The sequence below is a fragment of the Acinetobacter sp. BSP-28 genome (assembly GCF_044130285.1).
Classification (GTDB): Bacteria; Pseudomonadota; Gammaproteobacteria; order Pseudomonadales; family Moraxellaceae; genus Acinetobacter.
Window position 1 is genome coordinate 16864 of the sequence record NZ_JBIQOB010000016.1, and the last position, 23066, is coordinate 39929.

General features: G+C 40.9%; 19 protein-coding genes and 1 pseudogene. 8 read left to right on the forward strand and 12 right to left on the reverse strand.

What is annotated here, in order from left to right; translation table 11 throughout:
• The first annotated feature begins 6 nt into the window (after window positions 1–6).
• The 4 genes from ACE01R_RS12180 to htpG all read left to right on the forward strand — a co-directional run bounded on the left by ACE01R_RS12180 (window position 7) and on the right by htpG (window position 4814).
• A complete protein-coding gene (locus tag ACE01R_RS12180) occupies window positions 7–1374 on the forward strand; it encodes a Na+/H+ antiporter family protein (RefSeq protein WP_395551472.1) in 1368 nt (455 codons plus the stop codon).
• A 301-nt stretch (window positions 1375–1675) separates the two neighbouring features.
• Window positions 1676–2278, forward strand: a complete 603-nt coding sequence (locus ACE01R_RS12185) for an OmpW family protein (protein WP_395551473.1) — start codon at window positions 1676–1678, stop codon at window positions 2276–2278.
• A gap of 178 nt (window positions 2279–2456) precedes the next feature.
• Window positions 2457–2801, forward strand: coding sequence for a lysozyme inhibitor LprI family protein (locus ACE01R_RS12190; protein WP_395551474.1), 345 nt, complete (start codon window positions 2457–2459; stop codon window positions 2799–2801).
• A gap of 93 nt (window positions 2802–2894) precedes the next feature.
• Window positions 2895–4814: a molecular chaperone HtpG gene (gene htpG, locus ACE01R_RS12195; protein WP_395551475.1), complete on the forward strand. Its 1920-nt coding sequence runs from the start codon at window positions 2895–2897 to the stop codon at window positions 4812–4814.
• An 81-nt stretch (window positions 4815–4895) separates the two neighbouring features.
• Here htpG and ACE01R_RS12200 read toward each other — a convergent pair whose 3' ends face one another.
• The 5 genes from ACE01R_RS12200 to ACE01R_RS12220 all read right to left on the reverse strand — a co-directional run bounded on the left by ACE01R_RS12200 (window position 4896) and on the right by ACE01R_RS12220 (window position 8859).
• On the reverse strand, window positions 4896–6062 hold the full coding sequence (locus tag ACE01R_RS12200) for a hypothetical protein (protein ID WP_395551476.1): 1167 nt from the start codon (window positions 6060–6062) through the stop codon (window positions 4896–4898).
• A gap of 85 nt (window positions 6063–6147) precedes the next feature.
• Window positions 6148–7674 (reverse strand): hypothetical protein, encoded by a 1527-nt coding sequence (locus ACE01R_RS12205; RefSeq protein ID WP_395551477.1) that lies wholly within the window; start codon window positions 7672–7674, stop codon window positions 6148–6150.
• Window positions 7675–7689: 15 nt separating this feature from the next.
• The gene (locus ACE01R_RS12210; protein WP_395551478.1) at window positions 7690–7869 is read right to left on the reverse strand and encodes a hypothetical protein; all 180 of its coding nucleotides are present in this window, start codon (window positions 7867–7869) and stop codon (window positions 7690–7692) included.
• A gap of 345 nt (window positions 7870–8214) precedes the next feature.
• On the reverse strand, window positions 8215–8400 hold the full coding sequence (locus tag ACE01R_RS12215) for a hypothetical protein (protein ID WP_395551479.1): 186 nt from the start codon (window positions 8398–8400) through the stop codon (window positions 8215–8217).
• Between the two features lie 243 nt (window positions 8401–8643).
• Window positions 8644–8859, reverse strand: coding sequence for a glycine zipper domain-containing protein (locus ACE01R_RS12220; RefSeq protein WP_395551538.1), 216 nt, complete (start codon window positions 8857–8859; stop codon window positions 8644–8646).
• Window positions 8860–9100: 241 nt separating this feature from the next.
• Between ACE01R_RS12220 and ACE01R_RS12225 the strand changes: the two genes are divergently transcribed.
• Window positions 9101–9301: a dodecin family protein gene (locus ACE01R_RS12225; RefSeq protein ID WP_395551480.1), complete on the forward strand. Its 201-nt coding sequence runs from the start codon at window positions 9101–9103 to the stop codon at window positions 9299–9301.
• Window positions 9302–9407: 106 nt separating this feature from the next.
• Here the strand turns inward: ACE01R_RS12225 and ACE01R_RS12230 are convergent, their stop codons facing one another.
• Window positions 9408–10109 (reverse strand): DsbA family oxidoreductase, encoded by a 702-nt coding sequence (locus tag ACE01R_RS12230; RefSeq protein ID WP_395551481.1) that lies wholly within the window; start codon window positions 10107–10109, stop codon window positions 9408–9410.
• A 179-nt stretch (window positions 10110–10288) separates the two neighbouring features.
• Here ACE01R_RS12230 and ACE01R_RS12235 point away from each other — a divergent pair, with 179 nt between their 5' ends.
• Window positions 10289–11038 (forward strand): hypothetical protein, encoded by a 750-nt coding sequence (locus tag ACE01R_RS12235; RefSeq protein ID WP_395551482.1) that lies wholly within the window; start codon window positions 10289–10291, stop codon window positions 11036–11038.
• A gap of 103 nt (window positions 11039–11141) precedes the next feature.
• On the opposite strand, the gene ACE01R_RS12240 is transcribed toward ACE01R_RS12235, so the two are convergent.
• The 3 genes from ACE01R_RS12240 to ompR all read right to left on the reverse strand — a co-directional run bounded on the left by ACE01R_RS12240 (window position 11142) and on the right by ompR (window position 15322).
• Entirely contained in the window at window positions 11142–12659 is a 1518-nt protein-coding gene (locus tag ACE01R_RS12240) for an acetyl-CoA hydrolase/transferase family protein (protein WP_395551483.1), read from the reverse strand.
• 205 nt (window positions 12660–12864) lie between these two features.
• A complete protein-coding gene (locus ACE01R_RS12245; RefSeq protein WP_395551484.1) occupies window positions 12865–14325 on the reverse strand; it encodes an ATP-binding protein in 1461 nt (486 codons plus the stop codon).
• 232 nt (window positions 14326–14557) lie between these two features.
• Window positions 14558–15322, reverse strand: a complete 765-nt coding sequence (gene ompR / locus ACE01R_RS12250; RefSeq protein ID WP_092820227.1) for a two-component system response regulator OmpR — start codon at window positions 15320–15322, stop codon at window positions 14558–14560.
• A 335-nt stretch (window positions 15323–15657) separates the two neighbouring features.
• Here ompR and ACE01R_RS12255 point away from each other — a divergent pair, with 335 nt between their 5' ends.
• Complete coding sequence (locus tag ACE01R_RS12255) at window positions 15658–18021, forward strand: Tex family protein (protein WP_395551485.1); 2364 nt, start codon at window positions 15658–15660, stop codon at window positions 18019–18021.
• 85 nt (window positions 18022–18106) lie between these two features.
• Window positions 18107–20075: pseudogene (locus ACE01R_RS12260) on the forward strand (DUF2075 domain-containing protein).
• Between the two features lie 38 nt (window positions 20076–20113).
• On the opposite strand, the gene ACE01R_RS12265 reads toward ACE01R_RS12260, so the two are convergent.
• From ACE01R_RS12265 to ACE01R_RS12275, 3 genes are all read right to left on the reverse strand, one after another.
• A complete protein-coding gene (locus tag ACE01R_RS12265) occupies window positions 20114–20431 on the reverse strand; it encodes a hypothetical protein (RefSeq protein WP_395551486.1) in 318 nt (105 codons plus the stop codon).
• A gap of 82 nt (window positions 20432–20513) precedes the next feature.
• On the reverse strand, window positions 20514–21401 hold the full coding sequence (locus ACE01R_RS12270) for an SDR family NAD(P)-dependent oxidoreductase (RefSeq protein ID WP_395551487.1): 888 nt from the start codon (window positions 21399–21401) through the stop codon (window positions 20514–20516).
• A 312-nt stretch (window positions 21402–21713) separates the two neighbouring features.
• The gene (locus tag ACE01R_RS12275) at window positions 21714–22991 is read right to left on the reverse strand and encodes an O-acetylhomoserine aminocarboxypropyltransferase/cysteine synthase family protein (protein WP_395551488.1); all 1278 of its coding nucleotides are present in this window, start codon (window positions 22989–22991) and stop codon (window positions 21714–21716) included.
• Window positions 22992–23066: the final 75 nt, after the last annotated feature.

Consider the following 23066-nt stretch of genomic DNA (forward strand, 5'->3'; position numbering starts at 1 on the left):
TTGATTATGTTCGCAATTCTTGCCGCTATTGGAGTCATGTTCGGACTCTCGTTAGCTCGTGTGCCTGTGGTATTTGCATTGGTGATCGGTGCGGTTACCGGTGGTTTATTGGCCGGTCTAGGCCTACAGGGAACTTTAGATGCATTTAATAATGGTTTAGGTGGCGGCGCTAAAATTGCCTTGGCCTATGGCATTTTGGGTGCATTTGCGCTGGCTTTGGCGCGCTCGGGTTTGCCTGATTTATTGGCTTATAAACTCATTGTCACCTTAAAAGGCGATGCTAATGTTCAATCGCAAAATAAAGTTAAATATTTAATTTACTTTACTATTGTAGCTGCTGCGGTATCTTCGCAAAACCTGATTCCTGTTCATATTGCTTTTATTCCGGTTTTGATTCCACCTTTGTTAAGTGTGTTTAATCATTTAAATTTAGACCGCCGTGCTGTGGCCTGCTTATTAACCTTCGGTTTATGTGCTACCTATATGCTGGTTCCGGTCGGATTTGGTGCGATTTTTCTGAACGATATCCTAGGGCAAAACATCAATACTTTCGGTAAGCCATACGGTTTTGAAATTAGCTATGATCAAATTCCATCTGCTATGGCGATTCCGGTTTTTGGCATGTTTGTGGGCCTCTTGGTTGCGGTGTTCTATAGCTATCGCAAGCCACGCATGTATAAAGATATTAAGCCTCAGGCAAGTCATCATAGTATTGCAGGTGATGTGGTCACCGATGCTAATGCCAAGCCGCAAATCGCAAAATTCACCTTATTTATGGCCGCTTTTGCAGTCATTGCAACCCTGGTGGTACAGCTTTATTCGGATTCGATGATCCTTGCCGGTTTGGTAGGAGTGGCGATTTTAAGCTGCGCGGGTATTTTCAAGTGGAAAGAAGCGGATGATGTAATTATTACGGGTATGCGCATGATGGCACTGGTCGGTTTTATTATGATTGCCGCACAAGGTTTTGCTTCCGTGATTGAAGCTACCAATCAGGTTCCTGCTTTGGTCAATGCATCTGTTGAGTGGATTGGTAACAGTAAAGGTTTGGCTGCATTCTTAATGTTGCTGGTCGGTTTGTTGATTACTTTAGGGATTGGTTCATCATTCTCTACGGTGCCGATTTTAGCCATTATCTATGTGCCTTTGTGTATTCAATTCGGCTTTAGTCCAGCCGCGACAATTGCAATTATTGGTACCGCAGCAGCCTTGGGCGATGCCGGTTCTCCTGCTTCCGATTCAACTTTGGGACCAACCTCAGGTTTGAATATGGACGGACAACATGACCATATGAAAGACAGTGTGGTTCCTACATTTATCCATTTTAATATTCCATTATTGGTATTTGGCTGGATTGCTGCAATGGTACTTTAATGAGTTTTTAATTTATTTTATTGCTCATTTTAAAATATGTATTTAAAATAAATGTTATTAAGTAATTAATATAATAAAACCAAGTAATATGCTTGGAATATAATAATAAATCTGATTAACATGGTTGGTTTTAAATACCAACCATGTTGGTCTGATTAAAATAAATAATTAATATTTTCAATAGTTTAAAAATAAATAAAATTTTAAATAATTAATTCCTATTGCATATTAATAATATGCGTGTTTATTATTAATTAATGTTTAAAGACGATTGTTATTATTCTTCCAAGGGGTTTTAAAAATGTTAAAACAAGTTGCTCTTATCGCGTTAATGGGGATGTCTGCTTCTGCAATGGCGGGTCAATGGCAGGTTAAAGTCGGCGCGAGCTCTTTAGCTCCAACAGAAGACCAGAATGTATTGGCAAACGGTGCATTTACAAATGTAGAAGCTTCCCAAGAATACGGTTTTACTCCATCGGTAGAATATTTCTTTAATGATAATTTTTCGGCTGAATTATTGTTGGCAACTCCTTTTGAACACGATGTAACATCAAACGGTACAAAAATTGCTTCATTTAAGCATTTACCACCAACAATTACAGCAAAATATAATTTCAAAAACTCAACTGGTTTCACTCCTTATGTAGGTGTTGGTGCAACTGTGGTTATTCCTTGGGATGAGGAAATTGTGATTGATGGGGCAAAATTAAATGCTGATGTCGGCTATGGCGTAGCAGGTCAAGTAGGTCTCAACTTCCAACCAGCTGATGCTAAAAACTGGGGTGTTTTTGCTGATGTACGTTATGCGAATGTGAAATCTGAGCTTGAATTAAATGGCACTGCTATTGGTGATCTTGAAGTAAATCCATGGGTTTACACCATTGGTTATAGCTACAAATTCTAAAACTAGAACTAAAATAAAAATAAGAAATCAGCGCTAAAATCCCCATCTCTGATGGGGATTTTTTATTTAATCATCCAGTCACAATAAAGTACATAAATTGAGCATTTTGATCCTGTTTAATCATTAAAAATATGCTTAAGTTGGTAGTTAACAATAAGCTAAAAAAGTAGGAAAAATCATGAAATTATTCACTTTGTATGGTGTGGTCTTTTTTAGTTTTTTGAGTGGATCGGTTTATGCAGCCAGTTTTAATTGTGACAAAGCAGAAACGCCCACTGAACATGCAATTTGCGAGCACCGTACAATCAATGATGCCGATGTCAAAATGGCTACCACCTACAATATTATTAAACGTCTGGTGCCTATGGGAACACGCGGTATGATTCAGGATGAGCAAGTCAAATGGTTACAGTTGCGCGATCAATGTGGCAATTCAAGCCGCTGTTTAAGCGAAGTGTATAAAATGCGCCAGCAAAAGCTGAATCTGTATATGGAGCGTGTGTATCAACAAGGGCCTTTTTAAGAAAAATTTATCCGCTACTATTGAAAATTCTTTAACTTACTCCATTCATTAAGCATCCAATAAAAACCGTGTAATGAATTTAAGGAGTGATTTATGAGCGAACAAAGCGCACAAAAACATAGTTTCCAAGCTGAAGTAGCACAGCTATTACATTTAGTGACGCATTCTCTCTATTCAAACCCTGAAATTTTCCTGCGAGAACTGATCTCGAACGCTTCAGATGCCTGTGACAAGCTACGTTTTGAAGGGATTAATCATCCTGAATATTATGAAAATGACCCTGATTTGCATGTACGGGTCAGCCTGGATAAAGACAATAAAACCCTCACCATTTCTGACAACGGCATTGGTCTAACTCAACAAGAAGCGATTGATAACCTGGGCACCATTGCCAAATCAGGCACCAAAGACTTTATGTCCAAACTGTCTGGAGATCAAAAAGTGGATGCGCAATTGATTGGTCAGTTCGGTGTAGGTTTCTACTCAGGCTTTATTGTGGCTGAAAAGATTACCGTGGAATCACGCCATGCGGCTGCTGATGTCGCTGATGGGGTACGCTGGATCAGTAGCGGAACAGGTGATTTCGAAGTTGAGCAAATCAATAAGGCTTCACGTGGAACAGACATTATTTTGCATTTGCGTGACAATGCACTTGAGTATTTAGAATCTTATAAAGTTAAGCAAATCATCAATAAATACTCTGACCATATTAGCCTGCCAATTGAAATGCAAAAAGAAATCTGGCAGCAAGAAGAAGCAGCTGAAGGGGAAGAAGCCAAGCCGGGTCAGATGGTAAAAACAGATGAATGGGAAGCTATTAACTCTGCCAGCGCACTGTGGACCCGCAATAAAAACGAGATCACTGACGAGCAATATACCGAGTTCTATAAGAATCTCAGTCATGACTTTGATGCACCTTTGGCCTGGACCCATAACCGTGTAGAAGGCAGCACGGAATATACTCAATTACTTTACATTCCAAGCAAGGCTGCAAGCAACATCTTTACCCGTGAAGCCAAAGCCGGCATTAAACTGTATGTCAAACGCGTATTTATTATGGATGAGGCAGATAACCTGATTCCAAACTACTTGCGTTTTGTGCAGGGGGTGGTAGACAGTGCTGATTTGCCGTTAAACGTGAGCCGTGAATTGCTGCAAGAAAGCCGTGATGTGAAAACCATTCGCGAAGGTAATGCGCGCCGTGTGCTGACCATGCTGGATGCTCTGGCAAAGTCTGAAGATGAAAAAGACCAGGAGAAGTTCAAAACGTTCTATGCTGAGTTTGGTTCGGTAATTAAGGAGGGTTTAGGCGAAGACTTCGGTAACCGTGAGCGTATTTTAAAATTATTACGCTTCTCGACCTCTACCAATGATGAAGTTTCAACCTCTTTGAGCGACTATAAAGTACGCATGAAAGAAGGCCAGAAAGCCATTTATTACGTGACTGCGGATAGTCTAAGTGCTGCAAAAAATTCGCCGCAACTGGAACTGTTCAAGAAAAAAGGCATTGAAGTGCTGTTAATGGCAGACCGTGTAGATGAATGGGCGATGGAGTTCATTCACGAATTTGATGGAACGCCAATGCAGAACGTGTCTAAGGGTGCAGTCGATCTGGGTGATTTGCAGGATGCTGAAGAGAAGAAAGCACTGGAAGCAGCGGCGGAACAGTTTAAGCCTGTTGTGGACAAGCTTTCTGATTCTCTCAAAGCTAAAACCCAACAAGTTCGTGTGACTACTCGTCTGGTGGATTCACCTGCGTGTTTGGTGACAGGAGAAGGTGAGCTGTCTCCACAATTGATTCGCATGCTGAAACAGGCAGGTCAGGCTGTTCCTGAAAGCAAACCGATCCTGGAAATTAACCCTGAACATCCATTGGTGAAAAAACTGGAAGGCTCGAACCAGTTTGATGACCTGGCCAATGTGATCTTTGATCAAGCTGTGATAGCTGAAGGTGGATTACCTGATGATCCAGCTGAGTATGTGAAACGTATCAATAGCTTATTGTTAAAATAAGTCAGCTTTCGACAACATAAAAAACCTCCTGTGGGAGGTTTTTTATGCGCAATCATTTTAAAGCTCAATGGATCTGCCTGCTTAAAACAATGCTTCCAAACGTATCGATGCACCCAGAAAATGGCTACGATCTTCACGATGGTCATTCAGATAGTTTAAATCGCCCTGTAGAAAAAACCATTCGCGAACGAAAGGTTGGCGCCATGAAATATAAGGTCCCCAACTGTTTAGACGCAGGTCATTATTATGATAAAAACCACCGGTATAGAGACCATAGGCAAAACGGTTATTATGGAAAAACTGATGTTGTCTAAACAGATAATTATCCCAGGTTAAATCGTCATCTTGCTGGTCTGCATAGGTCAGGCTGAGCTGATTGGATAAAAATGCCTGATTTTGTCGTGCATGGGTGAGTTCCAGATTGGTTCTCAAGTAGTTTTCACTGTCTATTCCGTAGCGGTAAATCTGTTCGGCATGAAAACTGAAATCATTTTCCAATTGCCAGTCTTTGGCAGCCTTAAGCCTTACATAAATATCATCCCCTGAACGAACCCCTAGGTCTAGGTCGGTTTCAAAAGGAAGACGCTTGGAAAAATCAGACCAACGTAGGGCCAAAGAGCTGTTACTTTCTCGCGTCCGTTCACGGTCTAGGGTTTTGTCCTGAGTGCTTGCCGGATTTTCATCGGTAATCGCGACATTATTTTTCAGCTCGTTATCTAAAGAATCATCACCAAATATGAGGCTGAATTTACGTTCTAAGGTCGGGAGTTTTATTTTTCCGCGCAGACGTGGGCTAATTTCATAACCATCATGTTTATTCCAGCTGTTATCAATAATCAAACGCAGGCTTGCTGAAGCCGGATCATTCGGATCGGCCTTTCCAAACCAGTTATCAATTTTATGTGAGCTACGCTCTGTCCAATTGCGGATTTCATGCTGTTTGCGATCTACCCAGCTTTGCTTTTCAGTGGCTTGTATTGGAGGGACAATCACATCATTCGATTGTTGCGGTAAAAATGTCGGTATGGCATCAACCCAGCTTGGAATCTGATTAAGCAAATTAAAATTTGTTTCTGTTTCTGTTTCTGTTTCTGTTTCTGTTTCTGTTTCTGTTTCTGTTTCTGTTGCGGTACGTTTTTGTTGATCAGCTCCAGTTTCAGCCGAGTTTGACCAGCTGAAAGTAGACATGAGCCCACTGATCAACACGCATAAGAGGGGTTTGAATAGAGATAATTGTTTTGGCCGCATATCCTTGCTCTTATATTTTTTGATAATGACTAGTCTGTTAAAAATCCGGACCAAAAAGCAAGCTTTTGCTACAAAAAATAAAAACTTAATTTGCAATATGCTTTTGAATCTCTTTATATAATTCTCGGCAATCAATCGGAAACTTGAATTGAGCAACAATCATCTGAATCATTTGCCAGCTAATCCCATGGTGACGTTCTAATAAAAAATAAGGATAAGCAGATTCATTCGGTGAGAGGGTTAAACGTTTTTGTCCATGAATAATGCGTATTTTTCGCCGTTCTTTGAGCAAAAGTAGTGGGGTTTTAATATCGGCGGCACTTTCATCAAATTGAATAATTTTTTGGGTTTGAATCATTTGTGCCGGAATAAACGGAAGATAGTTTTCATCATTCCAGATGCAAATGGCCTTATGTGTATAGACATCAAACATGGATTCAATATGGGTAAAATGATCGGCCAAGTCTATCCAGGAAATCTTCTTAATTGCAGCCACGGCATACTGGTCAGGAACATTGGATAATTGCATGAACTGAATGGCCTGCATCTGGTTTTCTGCACCCAATAATGCCAAATATCGAATAAAACCACCTTGCTGATTGATCTGTTCTGCCAGATAAACGGGGTGATGTTGCCAGTTTTCTATGTTTGCACCGTGCAGCAGTAAATCTACATGTTGGTAAAGTTCTGGCAGGCTGGCAATTTCTAAACGATATAGCTGTTGCAGGGAGGCATCTTCACTATGCAGCGAATGAATATGTGCCACATACTGGTTGAGTTCCAGGGTTTCCGGAACATTCTTGATTACAGATGATTGATCTGCAGTATTTTCTATATCGGTCTGTGCAGGCGAAGACGCAACACTGTGGTGATCAGGTTCTGCAATTACGGAAGACGGCTGCTGAGCTCCGGCAGGCTGCTGATTTTGTTGAACAGATATTTCCGTTGTGATCTGATCTTGATCTGCATATAGCTCAGCTATAGATAGCTCAATCGAATCTGATTGTTCATTTTGAGCAATGACTTGAAGCTCATTAGCAGATGCAGTCAGATTTGTCTCGGTCTCGGTCTCGGTCTCGGTCTCGGTCTCGGTCTCGGTCTCGGTCAAAGCTTTAGCTATCTTTTGTGCAACAAGATTTTGGATTTGCTTGAGTTCATAGTCCGTTTTTAGGCAGCCATAGTCCTGCTGTTGTTCCAGCATCCAGTGATAGCTGTCATCCAAATTTCCCCATTCGCTGATCAAGGCCGTGCGATTGGGTGCGGGGATTAACCAGATTTGCCAACCTTGTTGAGGAGCATACAAAATTGCCCAACCAAAATCCGGATCTTGATAAAGGACTTGTTCTAGAGCTTTATCTTGCTGGAACACGCCACGAAAAGAGAGCTGAAACAGGGTTTGAGCAGCGAAATCTGTGGCTGCTTTTTCAGGCTGGGTGTGGGATTTAAATTGTAAAATCTGTTTTTTAAAAATGGGTTCATCACATAAAGCAAAAATGTCTTTTATCCGTGCTTTTGATCGGGCAATTTCAAAGAAAGATAAGGACCGTTGTTCCAATCCATCTAGGAGTTGATTTAACTCTTTAATCAGCTTGGCTTTTTCTAAGGCATTCATGCGCTGACCTCACCTCTAGAGATGCTTTTGAGCTTTTTCTAAATAACTTGCCAGTACGATATTGATCGCAAGTTCAAGTAACTTATATTCTGCAGATGTGGGCTGAGAGTAATGCTCAGCAAGCACGAGCAATTTATCGATTTTGATCGTTTGCGGAGGAATCTTGCCTTGAATCAGCGCTTGAAGTTCTTGCATATGCACACTTTTTATAGAGTGAATTATTCATTTAATTCTTTTGATTATATGTGTTTAGTAAAAAAAAGCATGAAAAAAAATGTCAGTTTTTGAGTATTTATAGACATAATTTATAAAAAATGTAAATTTTAGATAAAAAATAAGCAATTTTTTTGGGCCGGAGGAAGAGAAAATCCGGGAATCAGATTTTAGCTGTTCTGCTGTTTCGAACAGAAAGAGGCGAAATGGCTGATCAAAGCCAATGTTTTGGCTGAACATAAGCTAAAAATAAGTGCTGATTTTTGCCCATAAAAAAACCAGACAGAGCGAACCCGGCCTGGTTTTTTTATGGGCTATTCGAGCTGATTAAGCAGCTGTTTTAGATGCAGTCTCACTATGAGCTACCGCATCAGCAGCAGGTGCTTTTTGTTCAGCATTCAAGGTGTCAACTGCCTTTTTAACAGGAAAATCTGGAATATAAACAATTTGAGCAGAAACATTGGCAGAGCAAGCCACAACAGCAACAGCCAAAAGAGATTTAATCACGTTCATCATCATTTTCCTTTAGGTGAAAGGATGTCTGGGGCATTAAAAATGAACCAGGCAAGGAGAGAAATAAAAAATAAACTTCATGTGAATGATATCAAAAAGTGATCAAATAAAGTAAGGGGTGGATGGTGAAAAAAGATGAACGGTGAGTTTAAATTATTATATAAATCATATATTTAGAGTTTTTGCTCTAAGACAGATTGCCTGTCAACAATCTGTCTTAACTGCCTTGAAAATATAAAAAAATTACTTTGCATGGCATTTATTTTGACATTTTTTTTCGTAAACTTTTCCAGCAACACCTCCAATAATGGCACCACTAAACGTACCGAAAACGGGTAATACACTACCAGCCACTGCGCCAATCAGTACACCTTTCAGAGTGGGTGAAAAAGAAGATTTTGCACATGTGCTTTGTTTAGGGTTGCTATCAACCATAGGATCTTGTATTTCACTGTTCATATTTACCTCTATAAATTTCATGATTTGGAAACTAGACATTCCGCATATTAGCCTAGCGAATTGTGCTTTTAATTGTGTCCAAGCCTTGTATAGATAAGTTGTATTTTGTAAGAAGCTCAAAGCAAAGATGGGTATTGTGACCCGGCTGTAAGTTTTTGCGCTGTAATGTTAAAACTCACTTTTTTGTTGAAAAAATATCCTATGATCTGCACTCAAAATAATAAAACCTGAGGTGAAAACAATGGCTATTGCAAAAGTGGTTGAAGTGAATTCAAGCAGCAAGAAAAGTTTTGAAGATGCTATTCAAAGTGGAATAGATAAAGTTACCGAAACAGTTAAAAACGTACAGGGTGCCTGGATTAATGAACAAAAAGTGGTGATTAAAGACAATAAAATTACAGAATATCGGGTGAATTTAAAAATTAGCTTTTTGGTTGATTAATTGACTAAATTGAATAGATAAATAAATCTTAAAATAAGAAAATCCCCAGCATCTGGGGATTTTTATTGCCTTTTTTACTTAAGATTGCTGTGCTTAAGACTTAAGCTTATTTTTCTGGAAGATCACAGTTATCTTCTTTGCAGATTGCCGTGTCATCAGCTGGCGTGTTGGCCTGTTGCGGTGCTTCTTGTGCTTTTTCCATCACCTGTAAAAATACTTCACGTGGCTGTGCACCCGCTAGCGCGATACGTTGATCAAAGACAAAGAAAGGCACGCCTGTAACTTTCAACTGATCACGTGCCACTTCTTCATCAAATTTGACAAAGTCTGCATATTCTTCTGAATTGAGCACATCCTCCACTTCAACCGGATTTAAGCCGATGCGTGCTGCGACATCTTCTAGAGTTTCACGTTCACCAATGGCTAAACCTTGAGTCATATAACTATAGAAAAAGGCATCTTTGGCCTCGGAACCTAAACCTTTGCTTTGTGCCAAATGAATAATACGGTGCGCATTAAAGGTGTTGCCTGAGTTGGCATTTTCCCAGTTGAACTGAATGCCTTCTTCTGCAGCCATAGCGGCAATATTGCGCTGCATTTCTTCAACTTCTGCCAGAGTACGTCCGTATTTTTGCGCCAGACGTTCAGAGTTGGATACTTCCTGGCGAACAGGTGCTTCCGGGTCAAGTTCATAACTATGCCAATGCACTTCAAGTTCCACACCGGCCTGTTCAGCAGCAGCTTCCAGACGTTTCTTACCAATATAACAAAATGGGCAAACCACATCTGACCAAATATCTACGCGCATGAGAGTTCTCTTATCTTTTCTTGCCTATATTGATGGGGATTCAGCTCAGAATTTAAAGCATCCGCATTGAATAAAAAACGAGAGAGGGCAGTCAGCTTTATGTAGCTATTGTTTGAAAAATGAACGATTTAAACCAAAACAGGTTATGATGATGAAAAAGCTGTATTGCGGAGTCTCATATGCCCAGGATTTTTCTCATCTTAGGATTGGCGACATGTACTGTATTTGGCTGGATGTTTTACCAGTATTCAGTCCAGCAAAAAGAACTTGGTCAGGTTCAAGAGTACCAGACGGTATTGTATGAAAAAGCTGAACTGATTTATCAGCAAGCCCAAGACTGGTCTAAACCGATCGAAATCAATGTCTCAGATCATCGTTTGCAGGGCGATTATAAAGTGATGGCCGATTTTGTACTGAGTGAAATGATTCAAAATGCTGAAGCAAGGAATCAGTATTTACGCGAGCTGAAAGTGATTCACTGGGATCAGTTTTTAAATATCGACCGTTTAGATAAAGACCGCAAGCAGAAATATGTCGAAACCGAACAGATGTTGCAGCAAGCGCATCTGCTTGCGAACCGCTATCAACAACAAACCATGCAGCGTGAAGGAAATGCCTTGGCCCGGGCTAAACAGTTATCCATTAAATCTCATCTCAGACATCAGTTAATCGACAGCTTAAGGGAAAGCCGTGATAGTGATCAAACCCATGCGTTATTTGCCTTGGAGTTACAGGTTCTAGATAAGGCCGATGCTTTATTCCAGATTCTGAAAAACAATAAATGGGAGAAAAAGAACAAGACTTTTATGTTTTATCAGGATCAGCCGATCAAGCAGTTTAATGACTTGTATAAGCAGGTTCTGCAATTAAATGCAGAAATGGAAAAAATTAAAAAGCAAAACCGTCAAGCCGTTGAGCAGCGCTTATAGATTTTGAGTTTCGGTGGAATATTAGGGATTAGCTAAAGCAACAGTTTAAAATAAAAAAGCGTACCGAAGTACGCTTTTTTAATGCTATGCAGCTATAGGGCGATTAAGCACTTTTGGCTTCAGCCTGAGCAGCAAGCATATGACCTTGTTCTTCAAAGTTGCTGTGCCAAGACAATGCTTCACGCAAGATATGTGGAGTTTGACCACCTTTTGCACATGCACGATCAAAGTAATCGTTTAGGGCATCACGGTACATAGGGTGAGCACAGTTGTCGATAATCGCACGAGCACGTTCACGAGGCGCTAAACCACGTAAGTCAGCAAGACCTTGTTCAGTTACAAGGATGTCTACGTCGTGTTCTGCATGGTCAACGTGAGATGCAAATGGAACAACAGAAGAAATGTCGCCACCTTTTGCAATCGACTTAGTCACGAAGATTGCCAAGTGAGCATTACGTGCGAAGTCACCAGAACCACCAATACCGTTCATCATTTTGGTACCGCAGACGTGAGTTGAGTTTACGTTACCGTAAATATCGAACTCTAATGCAGTGTTGATGCCGATAATACCTAGACGACGAACCAATTCAGGGTGGTTCGAAATTTCTTGTGGACGAAGCACAAGTTTGTCTTTGTATTGTTCAAGGTTGTTAAATACTTTTTCGCCGTATTTCGCAGAAAGAGTAATAGATGAACCTGAAGCAAATTTCATTTTGCCAGCATCAATCAATTCAAACGTACAGTCTTGCAGTACTTCAGAGTACATGATCAAGTCTTCGAAGTTTGAATCTTTCAAACCGGTCAATACTGCGTTGGCAATTGAACCAATACCTGCTTGAAGTGGACCAAGGTTAGATGGAAGACGGCCTTCAGCCACTTCTTTTTCAAAGAATGCGATCAAGTGGTTCGCAATGCCTTGAGTTTCATCATCTGGTGCAGTCACAGTAGATGGAGAATCGTGGTATTCGCTGTTAATTACGATGCCCACGATTTTTGCCGGATCGATATTAATTGCAGTCGTACCAATACGTTCATCCACCTGAGTCAACGGAATAGGTTGACGTGTTGGACGGTAAGTTGGGATGTAGATGTCGTGTAAACCTTCAAAAGCAGGGCTTAAGTTGGTGTTGATTTCTACAATCACTTTCTCAGCGAAAATAGCAAAGCTGGCAGAGTTACCTACAGAAGTGGTCGGAATGATGCCGCCATCTTCAGTAATGGCAACAGCTTCAATTACTGCTACATCTGGCTTTTTAAGTTGTTGGTTACGCATTTGTTCAACAGTTTCAGACAAATGCTGATCGATGAACATCACTTCGCCTTTGTTAATGGCTTTACGTAAAGTATTATCTACTTGGAACGGTAAACGACGAGCAAGTACACCAGCTTCAGTCAACTGTTTATCTAAATCATTACCAAGACTTGCGCCTGTAATTAACGTAATTTTTAAAGGATTGGTTTGAGCTTGTTTTACCAGTGCCAGGGGAACAGCTTTTGCTTCACCTGCACGAGTAAATCCACTCATACCTACAGTCATACCATCTTGGATAAAAGTAGCAGCTTGTTCTGCGCTCATGACTTTGTCATGAAGTGACGCTAAACGAATACGATCTAAAGACATGGTTTACGCTCAATTCTTGTTCAAAACTAGACGGATTGTACCGTCCAAAAAACAAATTGTGCATGCCTGTTAGGCTAAGGTCTAATTTTTTGAAAAAATGTGGGTATAACGATTTTTTATGGTTTTTAATTGATTGATTTTAATCGTGTAAAAACCAAGGGATCAATAGTTAAACAAAACCGTTTGTTCATTAATTAACCATAGGTTAGAAATGTCCTGTAATACTTTGTTTAATTTTTCCTAAAGTTCCTTGCGGTGTATTTTCCTCAACCTCATCGTGAAGTATAGGTAAAGAAATAAGCGCTTCTAATCCTCCCTGCGGACGATTATGGATGGTGAGTTCCCCTTGATGAAGATCAACAATACGTTTCACGATGGCCAAACCGAGACCACTTCCTTGTATGGTGCGGGCTTCATTACCACGCACAAAAGGTTGCATCAGATCTTCAATTTGGTCTTCAGGAATACCTTCACCATGGTCAGCGACACTAATCAGCAGATGATGGTCTTCTACTTTGGCGGATAACTCGATCGGTTCGGCACCATAGCGTTTTGAGTTGTTAATCAGATTGCCAATTAATCGTTTTAAAGACTGGCTGCGTGCCTGAATGATGGGAACCTCTTGAGCTTCAAAACGTACATCCAGTGGTTTGAACTGAATGACCAGTTCCTGTAACAGCATATTGATATCCGTGTCCTGAACTTCTTCATCAGAGCCATCGCGCATATATGAGATGAACTGATTCAGGATGGCATCCATATCTTCAACATCATAAATGAAGCCTTCTTTCAAAAAGTCATCATCGGGCATCATTTCTGCACTGAGACGGATGCGGGTCAGGGGAGTACGCAAGTCATGAGAAATTCCGGCCAACATGATACGGCGGTCGCGTTCAGTCTGATCGAGCGTATAAATCATCTGATTAAATGCCTGGTTTACTTCACGAATCTCTTGTGGTCCATGATTGGTTTCCAGATAGGGTGCAGAGCCGGTTTTACTATAGCTGTTAGCCGCATCTTGCAAACGGCGAAGCGGGCGGTTTAACTGGCGAATCAGAGTTAAAATGATGGCAGCAGCAATCAGTGGCACACCCACTAACCAGCCATAGATCAGTTCGGGGCTATAGTTGGCATAGGTTTTTAAAGGTTCACGTACCCAGTGGCCGTTCATTTCCGGGGTCTGAATCCAAATACGCGGACTGGGTTTGAACTGGAAATAGACCGTTACATTTTCAACTTTCAGTTCTTTGGCCAGCTTTTTTTCTATTTGATTGGTAAAAAACTCGGCAATCACCTTGTCCTTTACTCTAGGATACTCGGCGGGATTGGTAATATATTCAATTCCGACCCGATTTTTTAGCCATAAATCCGCATCAACTTCGACATTATTATGAAAAATCCGTAAGTCAGGATTGTTCAGAATTTCCAGTTCGACCCCTAAATAGCGGGCATGCTGCTGAATTTCAGGAAGGTAAAGCGTACGCCAAAAGAACCATAACGACATAAATAAACTGAAAAATACAACAAATAACACGAGAACGGTGGTACGCATTGCAGCAGAACGCGGCTTGATCTTATCTAGAAAGCGTTCCGAGCGGGTGCGCTTCTTTTCTGAATAAGCTTCGTAATCAGTAAATTTTTGTGGGTCGATGGGTTCGAGTTTCACGCTTGATCCTAAGTTTGATTCTGAATCAAATTTATAATTTTAGTGCAAAAAATTGCTAAGTTTTGTAGTGAGGAGCATTGCTTCCCAAGATGGCTTTCTTGTGAAGCTTCGCTTCTCATGTTGCCGAATGAGAAATATATTCGCAAGGTAAGGCGAACAGCAGGTTAATGTATGCCTTAGAATCTAACGAAAGGACTCCGTCGTGCAATCACGCGAAGCCCTTTATATTCAATTATTCAGCACCATCTGGAACAAAGACATAACCTACACCCCAAACCGTTTGGATATAACGCGCACGGGCAGGGTTTTCTTCAACCAGACGACGTAAACGTGATACCTGAACATCAATCGAACGTTCCATTGCACCCCATTCACGACCACGCGCCAGATTCATCAGCTTGTCACGGGTTAAGGGTTCGCGGGGGTGTTGGACAAGTGCTTTCAGTACCGCGAATTCACCTGTAGTTAGCGTTACCACCTGACCTTCACGGGTTAGGGTACGGGTTGATAAATCAAGTGACCATGGGCCAAAGCTCACGACTTCCATTTGCTGGCTTGGTGCACCCGGAACTTCACGAACCTGACGGCGTAATACGGCACGGATACGCGCGAGCAGCTCATTCGGGTTAAACGGTTTAGGCAGGTAATCGTCGGCGCCTGCTTCCAGACCTGCAATACGGTCAGAATCGCTGCCACGAGCAGTCAACATGATAATAGGCGTATCGATATTCGATTGGCGTAAACGGCGACAAATACTTAAACCATCTTCAACTGGAAGCATAAAATCGAGCACGATCAGGGAGAAAAGTTCGCGCTGTAATAAACGATCCATTTGTGTTGCATCGTGAGCAGTTTTGACCACAAAGCCTTTATCTTCTAGAAAACGCTGTAACAGCGTACGTAAACGCACATCATCGTCTACAACGAGAATGCGTTCGACGCGATCAGTTTCGGTTTGTACTGGATCTGTTTTATCAGCAGGTACCACTAAACTCATGATGTGCTCCTTTATCTTTATTGTCATCGTAAACAAAAGTTCGGATGGTCTTGAGTATACGATTCATTTGTATCTGTTTACTATGCTCTAAAGCAACAAATATTGCAGATAAAATCAAGACATAGATACCAAATATATACATCTAAATTATCGCTTATCTTGCTGAATATGTAGAGTTAAAATCAACTTATCACCTAATTTTGTAGCGAATTCTAAAAAAACTGTGAATTGGCAATACTGACCACTTATAAATTTAATCAAAACAGTTGTGGATTTTATGGCCTTGGTCTTTATAATCATGCCATTTAGTACTTATCCTTGTGGGATCAAACACGATGACTGACTTAGTTCAGCAGTTAGCAAAAGAAATTGCCGTACGTCCAAATCAAGTAGAAGCTGCCATCAAACTGATTGATGAAGGTGCCAGCGTTCCATTTATCGCACGTTACCGTAAAGAAGTAACCCAAGGCTTGGACGATACCCAGTTACGCCAACTCGACACCCGTTTATCGTATTTACGTGATTTATTTGAACGCCGTGAAAAAGTAATCGAATCTCTGAAAGAACAAAATAAATTGTCAGATGATTTGTTGGCACGTGTAAACGCTGCTGAAACCAAGAATGCTTTAGAAGAACTTTATGCGCCGTACCGTCCAAAACGTACTAGCAAATCTTTTAAAGCCAAAGAAGCAGGCTTGGGTCCAATTGCCGAGAAAATCTTTAGCGAGCAGGTTGATCCAACTGAAGCGTTGGCTGGATTTAGCCATGAAGATTATCCAGATGTGGAAAGCCAGCTTGATGCGATCCAGCACATTCTGATTGATGACTGGGCGCAAAATATTGCTTTAACGACTGAATTAAAAGCCAGCTTTGCCAAAACTGCTGTATTAAAAAGTCTGGTTGCAAGTGAAGAGAAAAAAGAAGTCGGTAAAAAATTCCGTGATTACTTCGATTTTTCTGAAAGCCTGAACAAAGTACCTTCACACCGTTTATTGGCAATGCTGCGTGGCCGTCAGGAAAATGTCCTGGGCTTAAAAGTGGATGGTGAAGATGATGCGCCATTGAGCCGTATCGAAACTGAATACAACCTGGACACAGTACAACCGCAAGCACGTCAAGATTACTTGAAGCAAACTGCAAAACTGTTCTGGTTAGGCAAAGTCCGTCCACAGATCGAACATTCATTATTGACTGAAAAACGCTTGGCTGCCGAAGCTGAGGCGATGGACGTATTTGCTGAAAACCTGCGTCATTTATTGCTTTCTGCTCCTGCTGGTGCACGTTGTACCTTAGGTGTGGACCCTGGTATCCGTACTGGCGTGAAACTGGCTGTTGTGAACCAGTCTGGCGATGTGGTTGCGCATAGCACCATTTATCCGTTTGCACCAAAAGAAGATAAAGAAGGTTCAATTGCAGAACTTGCTCGTCTGTGCCGTGAATTCAATGTCGACTTGATCGCAATTGGTAATGGTACTGCTAGTCGTGAAACTGAAGCTGTTGTTGCTGAAATGATGGCTGCCAATAGCGACCTGAAATTGACCCGTGTTTCAGTTTCTGAAGCAGGTGCATCAGTTTATTCAGCATCTGAATTGGCTTCACAAGAACTTCCTGAATTAGACGTGTCGATTCGTGGCGCTGTGTCTATTGCACGCCGTTTACAAGATCCATTGGCTGAACTTGTGAAGATTGATCCAAAATCGATTGGTGTAGGTCAATATCAGCACGACGTGAACCAGGCCGGTTTGGCGAAAACATTAGAAGCAGTCGTTGAAGACTGTGTGAACTCGGTCGGTGTAGATGTCAATACAGCATCTTCAGCAATTTTGGGTTATATCGCAGGTCTGAACAAATCGATTGCACAGCAAATAGTTGACTTCCGTAAGGAAAATGGTCGTTTTGATAACCGTCAGGCACTCAAAAATGTACCACGTTTAGGCGAGCGTACTTTTGAACAGGCAGCAGGTTTCTTGCGTATTCAAGACGGTTCTGAACCGTTGGATGCATCTGCCGTTCACCCTGAATCTTATGGCTTGGTAGAAAAAATTGTTGCAGCAAAAGCCACTACGGTAAAAGATATTATTGGTAATTCTGAAATCATTCGCCAAGTGAATGCAGAAGAATTTGCTGATGAGCAATTTGGTTTGCCTACCATTCAAGATGTATTGTCTGAACTTGAAAAACCGGGTCGTGATCCACGTCCGGAATTCCGTACTGCTAAATTCCGTGAAGATATTACTGAAGTGTCGCAATTGACTGAAGGCATGCAGCTAGAAGGTGTGATCACTAATGTCACAAACTTCGGTGCATTTGTGGATGTAGGCGTACACCAAGACGGTTTAGTGCATATTTCTGAACTGGCGAACGAGTTTGTGGCAGATCCGCATAAAGTGGTGAAACCTGGTCAAATCGTGCAAGTACGTGTCTTGACTGTAGATGCTGAACGTAATCGTGTGAACTTGTCTATGCGTCCTGAAGGTTCTGAGGCTCCGGCTAAAGCACCACGTCAGCCACGCCGTGACAATGTTCAGAATGAACAACGTGCTGAACGTAAGCCACAAGGCAAACGTCCACAGCATGCACGTCCGCAAGGTGACCGCCCACAAGGTCATAAAAAGCCTCAAACAGCTAAACCACAAGAAAATAAAATTGGCGGTTTAGGTGCATTGTTATTGCAAGCCGGGATTAAAGGTTCGAAGTAATCTTTTATTTCAAAAAGAAAACCTCCCAATTGGGAGGTTTTTTGTTTTATATTTCAAATTATTAAATAGAAGATTTTGAGTGAAAATGCTGCGTAGCTATTACTATAATACAATTCAAAACTTCATTTCTGATTCATCTGAAAGAATTCTGGGCAATCTAGCGCAAGCCCATCAATTTGCCTTGGAAGACCGACAAAAAAATGCATGGCTTAAACAAATTCAAGTTTTAAAACATAACTTTGCTGAATTTAAAGAAGGATATTTATTTTTTGAGTTTGCAATTCCTCGTATGGGAAAGCGAGTTGATAATATTTTAATTTTTAAGAATTTAATTTTTGTCATTGAATTTAAAGTGGGTGAAAAACAATATTCAGCTTATGCAAAGACACAAGTCATTGATTACTGTTTGGATTTAATTAATTTTCATGCAGAAAGCGATCAGAAAAAAATTATTCCCGTATTGGTTGCAACACAAGCGGATGAAGAAGACATTGATTGGCCTAAGCTAACTCAGCTTGAGGAGGTGGTCTGTTGCAATGAATTGAATTTAAGAGAAACAATACAACAGGTCATTCAGCAATATGCAAATACCAAGCATATTGACGCGATCAGCTGGTTAAATTCAATTTATAAACCGACCCCTACGATTATTGAAGCAGCCCAGGCGCTTTATCAAGGGCATCAAGTTGAAGAGATTTCTCGTAGTGATGCAGGTGCCATTAATCTAGAATTAACTTCAAAAAAGATTGAATCCATTATTGAAACAAGTAAGCGAAATCATCAGAAAGCCATTTGTTTTTTAACAGGTGTTCCTGGCGCTGGAAAGACTTTAGCCGGATTAAATATTGCTAATCAAAGATTAAAAGCGGATGAGTCGGAACATTCAGTCTTTTTATCTGGAAATGGCCCTCTAGTCGATGTTTTACAGCAAGCCTTAGCTCGAAATACTATTGAGATTGCGAAAAGCAAAGGTGAAGTTGCTAAGAAAACAAATGCTGAGCGTGACGCGAAAACCTTTATTCAAAATATTCATCATTTTCGAGATTATTATCTACAGTCCCAAGAAATTCCATTTGAAAAAGTAGTTGTATTTGATGAGGCACAAAGAGCTTGGCAAAAAGCCCAAGTTTCTAATTTCATGAAACAAAAGAAGGGCATTGATGATTTTAATATGTCTGAACCCGAGTTCCTGATTCAGGTCATGGATCGGCATCAAGATTGGTGTGTGATTGTGTGTCTGATTGGTGGTGGACAAGAAATCAATACGGGTGAAGCGGGTGTCACAGAATGGATTGAAGCCTTAAAGCAAAATTATCCAGATTGGAAAATTTATTATTCAGATAAGATACTGGATGAGCCAGTTTATTTAGCTGCAACTGAACAGAGAGAATGGCTAAAACAGCAGGGTATTTGTGAAAGCTCGCTGCATTTGGCTGTATCGATAAGATCATTTCGCAGTGAACGTGTATCTCAATTGGTTCACCATCTTTTAGATGGTGAGGCCGAGTGGGCTGCTGAACTTTATCAAAATATAAAGAGTGATTATCCGATTTATCTCACGCGAGATTTAAAACAAGCCAAAAATTGGTTGAAGACCAAAGCCAAAGGGTCTGAGCGTTATGGAATCATTGCAAGCTCTGGTGCACGGCGATTAAGAGCAGAAGGAATTGATGTAAAAAATAAAATTTCTCCGGCAGATTGGTTTTTAAATTCTTCTAGGGATGTTCGGTCTTCGTATTATTTAGAGGAAATTGCAACTGAGTTTGATATACAGGGTTTAGAAATTGACTTTAGCTGTTTGGCTTGGGACATTAATTTTTACTATGATCAGGGATGGCAGTATCAGGCATTTAAAGGCAGCGGTTGGCAACAGATCAGGCAGAAAGAAAAACAGCAATATTTGCTAAATGCCTATCGTGTGTTATTGACTCGAGCCCGGCAAGGAATGGTGATTTATATTCCGAATGTCGATGATTGTGATTGGACACGTCCAAAATCAAAATATGATAGTACATATATATTTAAAGACATGTGGCTTTGATGATCTCTCTTAAAACAAAACCTCCCAATTGGGAGGTTTTTTATTTGATTTTTATGAATTAATGATTGGCACAATCCAGCTACAGATAATCAGAATAATACCCAAATGACCCAACTTACGCGTGATTTTTTCTATCGTTGAAACCCGAACAGCAGGCTGCTGAGAGGTATTTTTCATTTTTAGCGATGCCAGAGACTTGTTGAAATAAAGGAATATGCCTAAATCGATACAAATTAAAATAGTACCAATATCACTGACTATATCCATCAATTTATAATCTTGCAGGTATATAGAAGTACCGACTTGATAGCAAAGAAAAAGAGCAAAGGCAAAACAGCCATATTGGCAAATGAGAGCAGCAATCCGCATAAAAAATCTAAAAGCAAAAAAGTTAAGGACGTTTATAGCATAAAAAAGCCAGTCTAATGACTGGCTTTCATACCGCACAATCTTACCAATGTTCACCCGGGAACAAACGAGCATACGCTTTTTGCACCCAATTCAGTTTTTGTGGCTGACCTACCGAAGCAGAAGAGCTCGGGAACAGGTTATAACCAATTGACATCAATTTATTGTTGATGTCTGGCGCAATAGAATAGGTGATCGATGCCAAACGGCCTAAGTGGGTTGCCACTTTCTTTGGACGTTTCACAATTGCATAAGCAATTAAATCTGCTGCCTGTTCAGGAGACAGGGTAGGTACATATTTATAAATTTTGGTTGGTGCGATCATCGGGGTGCGTACCAATGGCATATAAATTGAGGTAATGGCAATTTTATGCGAATGAACTTCGGCAGATAGACAACGGCTAAAGGCATCCAGAGCTGCTTTAGATGCCACATAAGCTGAAAAGCGCGTTGCATTTGCCAGTACACCAATCGAGCTGATATTGATGATATGACCATCACGACGCACCATCATTTGCGGCAGGATATTCATCACCAAACGAATGGCACCGAAGTAATTCAGCTGCATGGTGCGTTCAAAATCATGGAATCGGTCTGTCGATTCATGTACCGCACGACGAATTGAGCGTCCTGCATTGTTGATGAGGATATCAATATGATCTACAGACGCTAAAATTTGTTTTGATACTTCATCAATAGATTCCATGTCGTTTAAATCACATGGGAAAACAGATGCTTTGCCGCCTTTGGCTTCTATTTCTTCTTTAACTTGATCTAGTGTTTCTTTGGTACGAGCCACCAACAGAACATGTGCACCAGCATCCGCAAGTTTATGCGCAGCGGTCAAACCAATACCACTCGATGCACCTGTGATTAAAATAACTTTGCCGTTGACTCGATTTCGAAAGAGTTTCTCTAGTCTTGAATTCACGCTGTTTTTTCCTGGTTTCAATAGAATAAAAATTTGGATTATTTTTTTAGTTGATTCTAGCGCTCAAAATTTGGGGGAATTTGAGCTATTCTCGAGTCAACTATAATAGCGAATATAAGAAAAAAATCTAGAATTAAGTTATTGAATTTACAAATATAATTAGAGTAATTGCTCTATTATTATTCTTCTTATAACTTAATTTTTACCATGAATTTAAATTAAAGCAAAGGGAAATAACCAGAAAATGGTAATCAAATAAAAAAGCCTTCTTCCATTCAGAAAGAAGGCTAAATTGTCCTCAAATCAAAAGCTTTAAACTTGGGCCAGTGCCTGTTCCAAATCTGCAATTAAATCATCAATATGCTCAATCCCGACCGATAGACGAACCATATCAATACTCACCCCGGCAGACTTTAATTCTTCTTCATTGAGCTGACGATGGGTGGTGGTAGCAGGATGGCAGGCGAGGCTTTTTGCATCACCAATATTTACCAGGCGAGTAAATAATTGCAGGGCATCAATAAAACGGGTGCCGCCTTCACGACCATCTTGCACACCAAAAGACAGGATGGCAGATGGTTTACCTTTCACATATTTTTGTGCCAAAGCATGCTGTGGATGATCTTTAAGACCAGCATAATTGACCCATTTCACTTTTGGATGTTGCTGTAAATATTCTGCCACTTTCTGCGCATTTTCGGTATGGCGTTCCATACGCAGACTTAAAGTTTCCAAACCTTGCAAGATCAGAAAGACACTCAGTGGGCTAATGGCAGCACCGGTGTTGCGTAATGGCACTACACGTGCGCGGGCAATATACGCCGCTTCACCCAAAGCTTCGACATAATTGACCCCGTGATAACTTGGATCAGGCGTATTCAAGACTTTAAAGCGCTCAGGATATTTGCCCCAAGGAAATTTACCGCTATCGACGATGGCACCACCGATCGAGTTGCCATGTCCGCCGATATATTTGGTCAATGAATGCACCACAATGTCGGCACCATGTTCAAAGGGTTTCAGCAGAGCAGGAGTGGCAACGGTATTGTCGACAATCACTGGTACGCCGTATTCATGGGCAATTTTAGCAATCGCTTCCAGGTCGATGATATTGCCCAGTGGATTGCCGATCGACTCGACAAACACCAGTTTGGTTTTGTTGTCAATCAAACCACGCAAGGCTTCGGGCTCTTGGTAATCGAAGAATCGCACTTCAATACCCTGCTTTGGCAAAGTATGGGCAAACAGGTTATACGTCCCACCATACAAAGTAGAAACAGAGGCAATATTGTCACCTGCTTCAGCAATGGTCTGAATGGAATAGGTAATCGCTGACATCCCTGATGCCAAAGCTAAAGCGCCAATTCCGCCTTCCAGTGCCGCCAGACGTTGCTCTAAAACAGCGGTGGTGGGGTTCATAATACGGGTATAGATATTGCCCTGAACCTTTAAATCGAATAAATCAGCCCCATGTTGAGTATTGTCAAAGGCATAAGAAGTCGTTTGATAAATAGGCACTGCGACCGCTTTTGTGGTCGGTTCTGGGCTGTACCCCGCGTGAATCGCTAAAGTTTCATCTTTATAAGTCATGTTTACATCATCTAAGTGAGTTAATTGTTTCGGTTGATTATTGAATCAGTCTATCATCTGATAATATGAATAAAA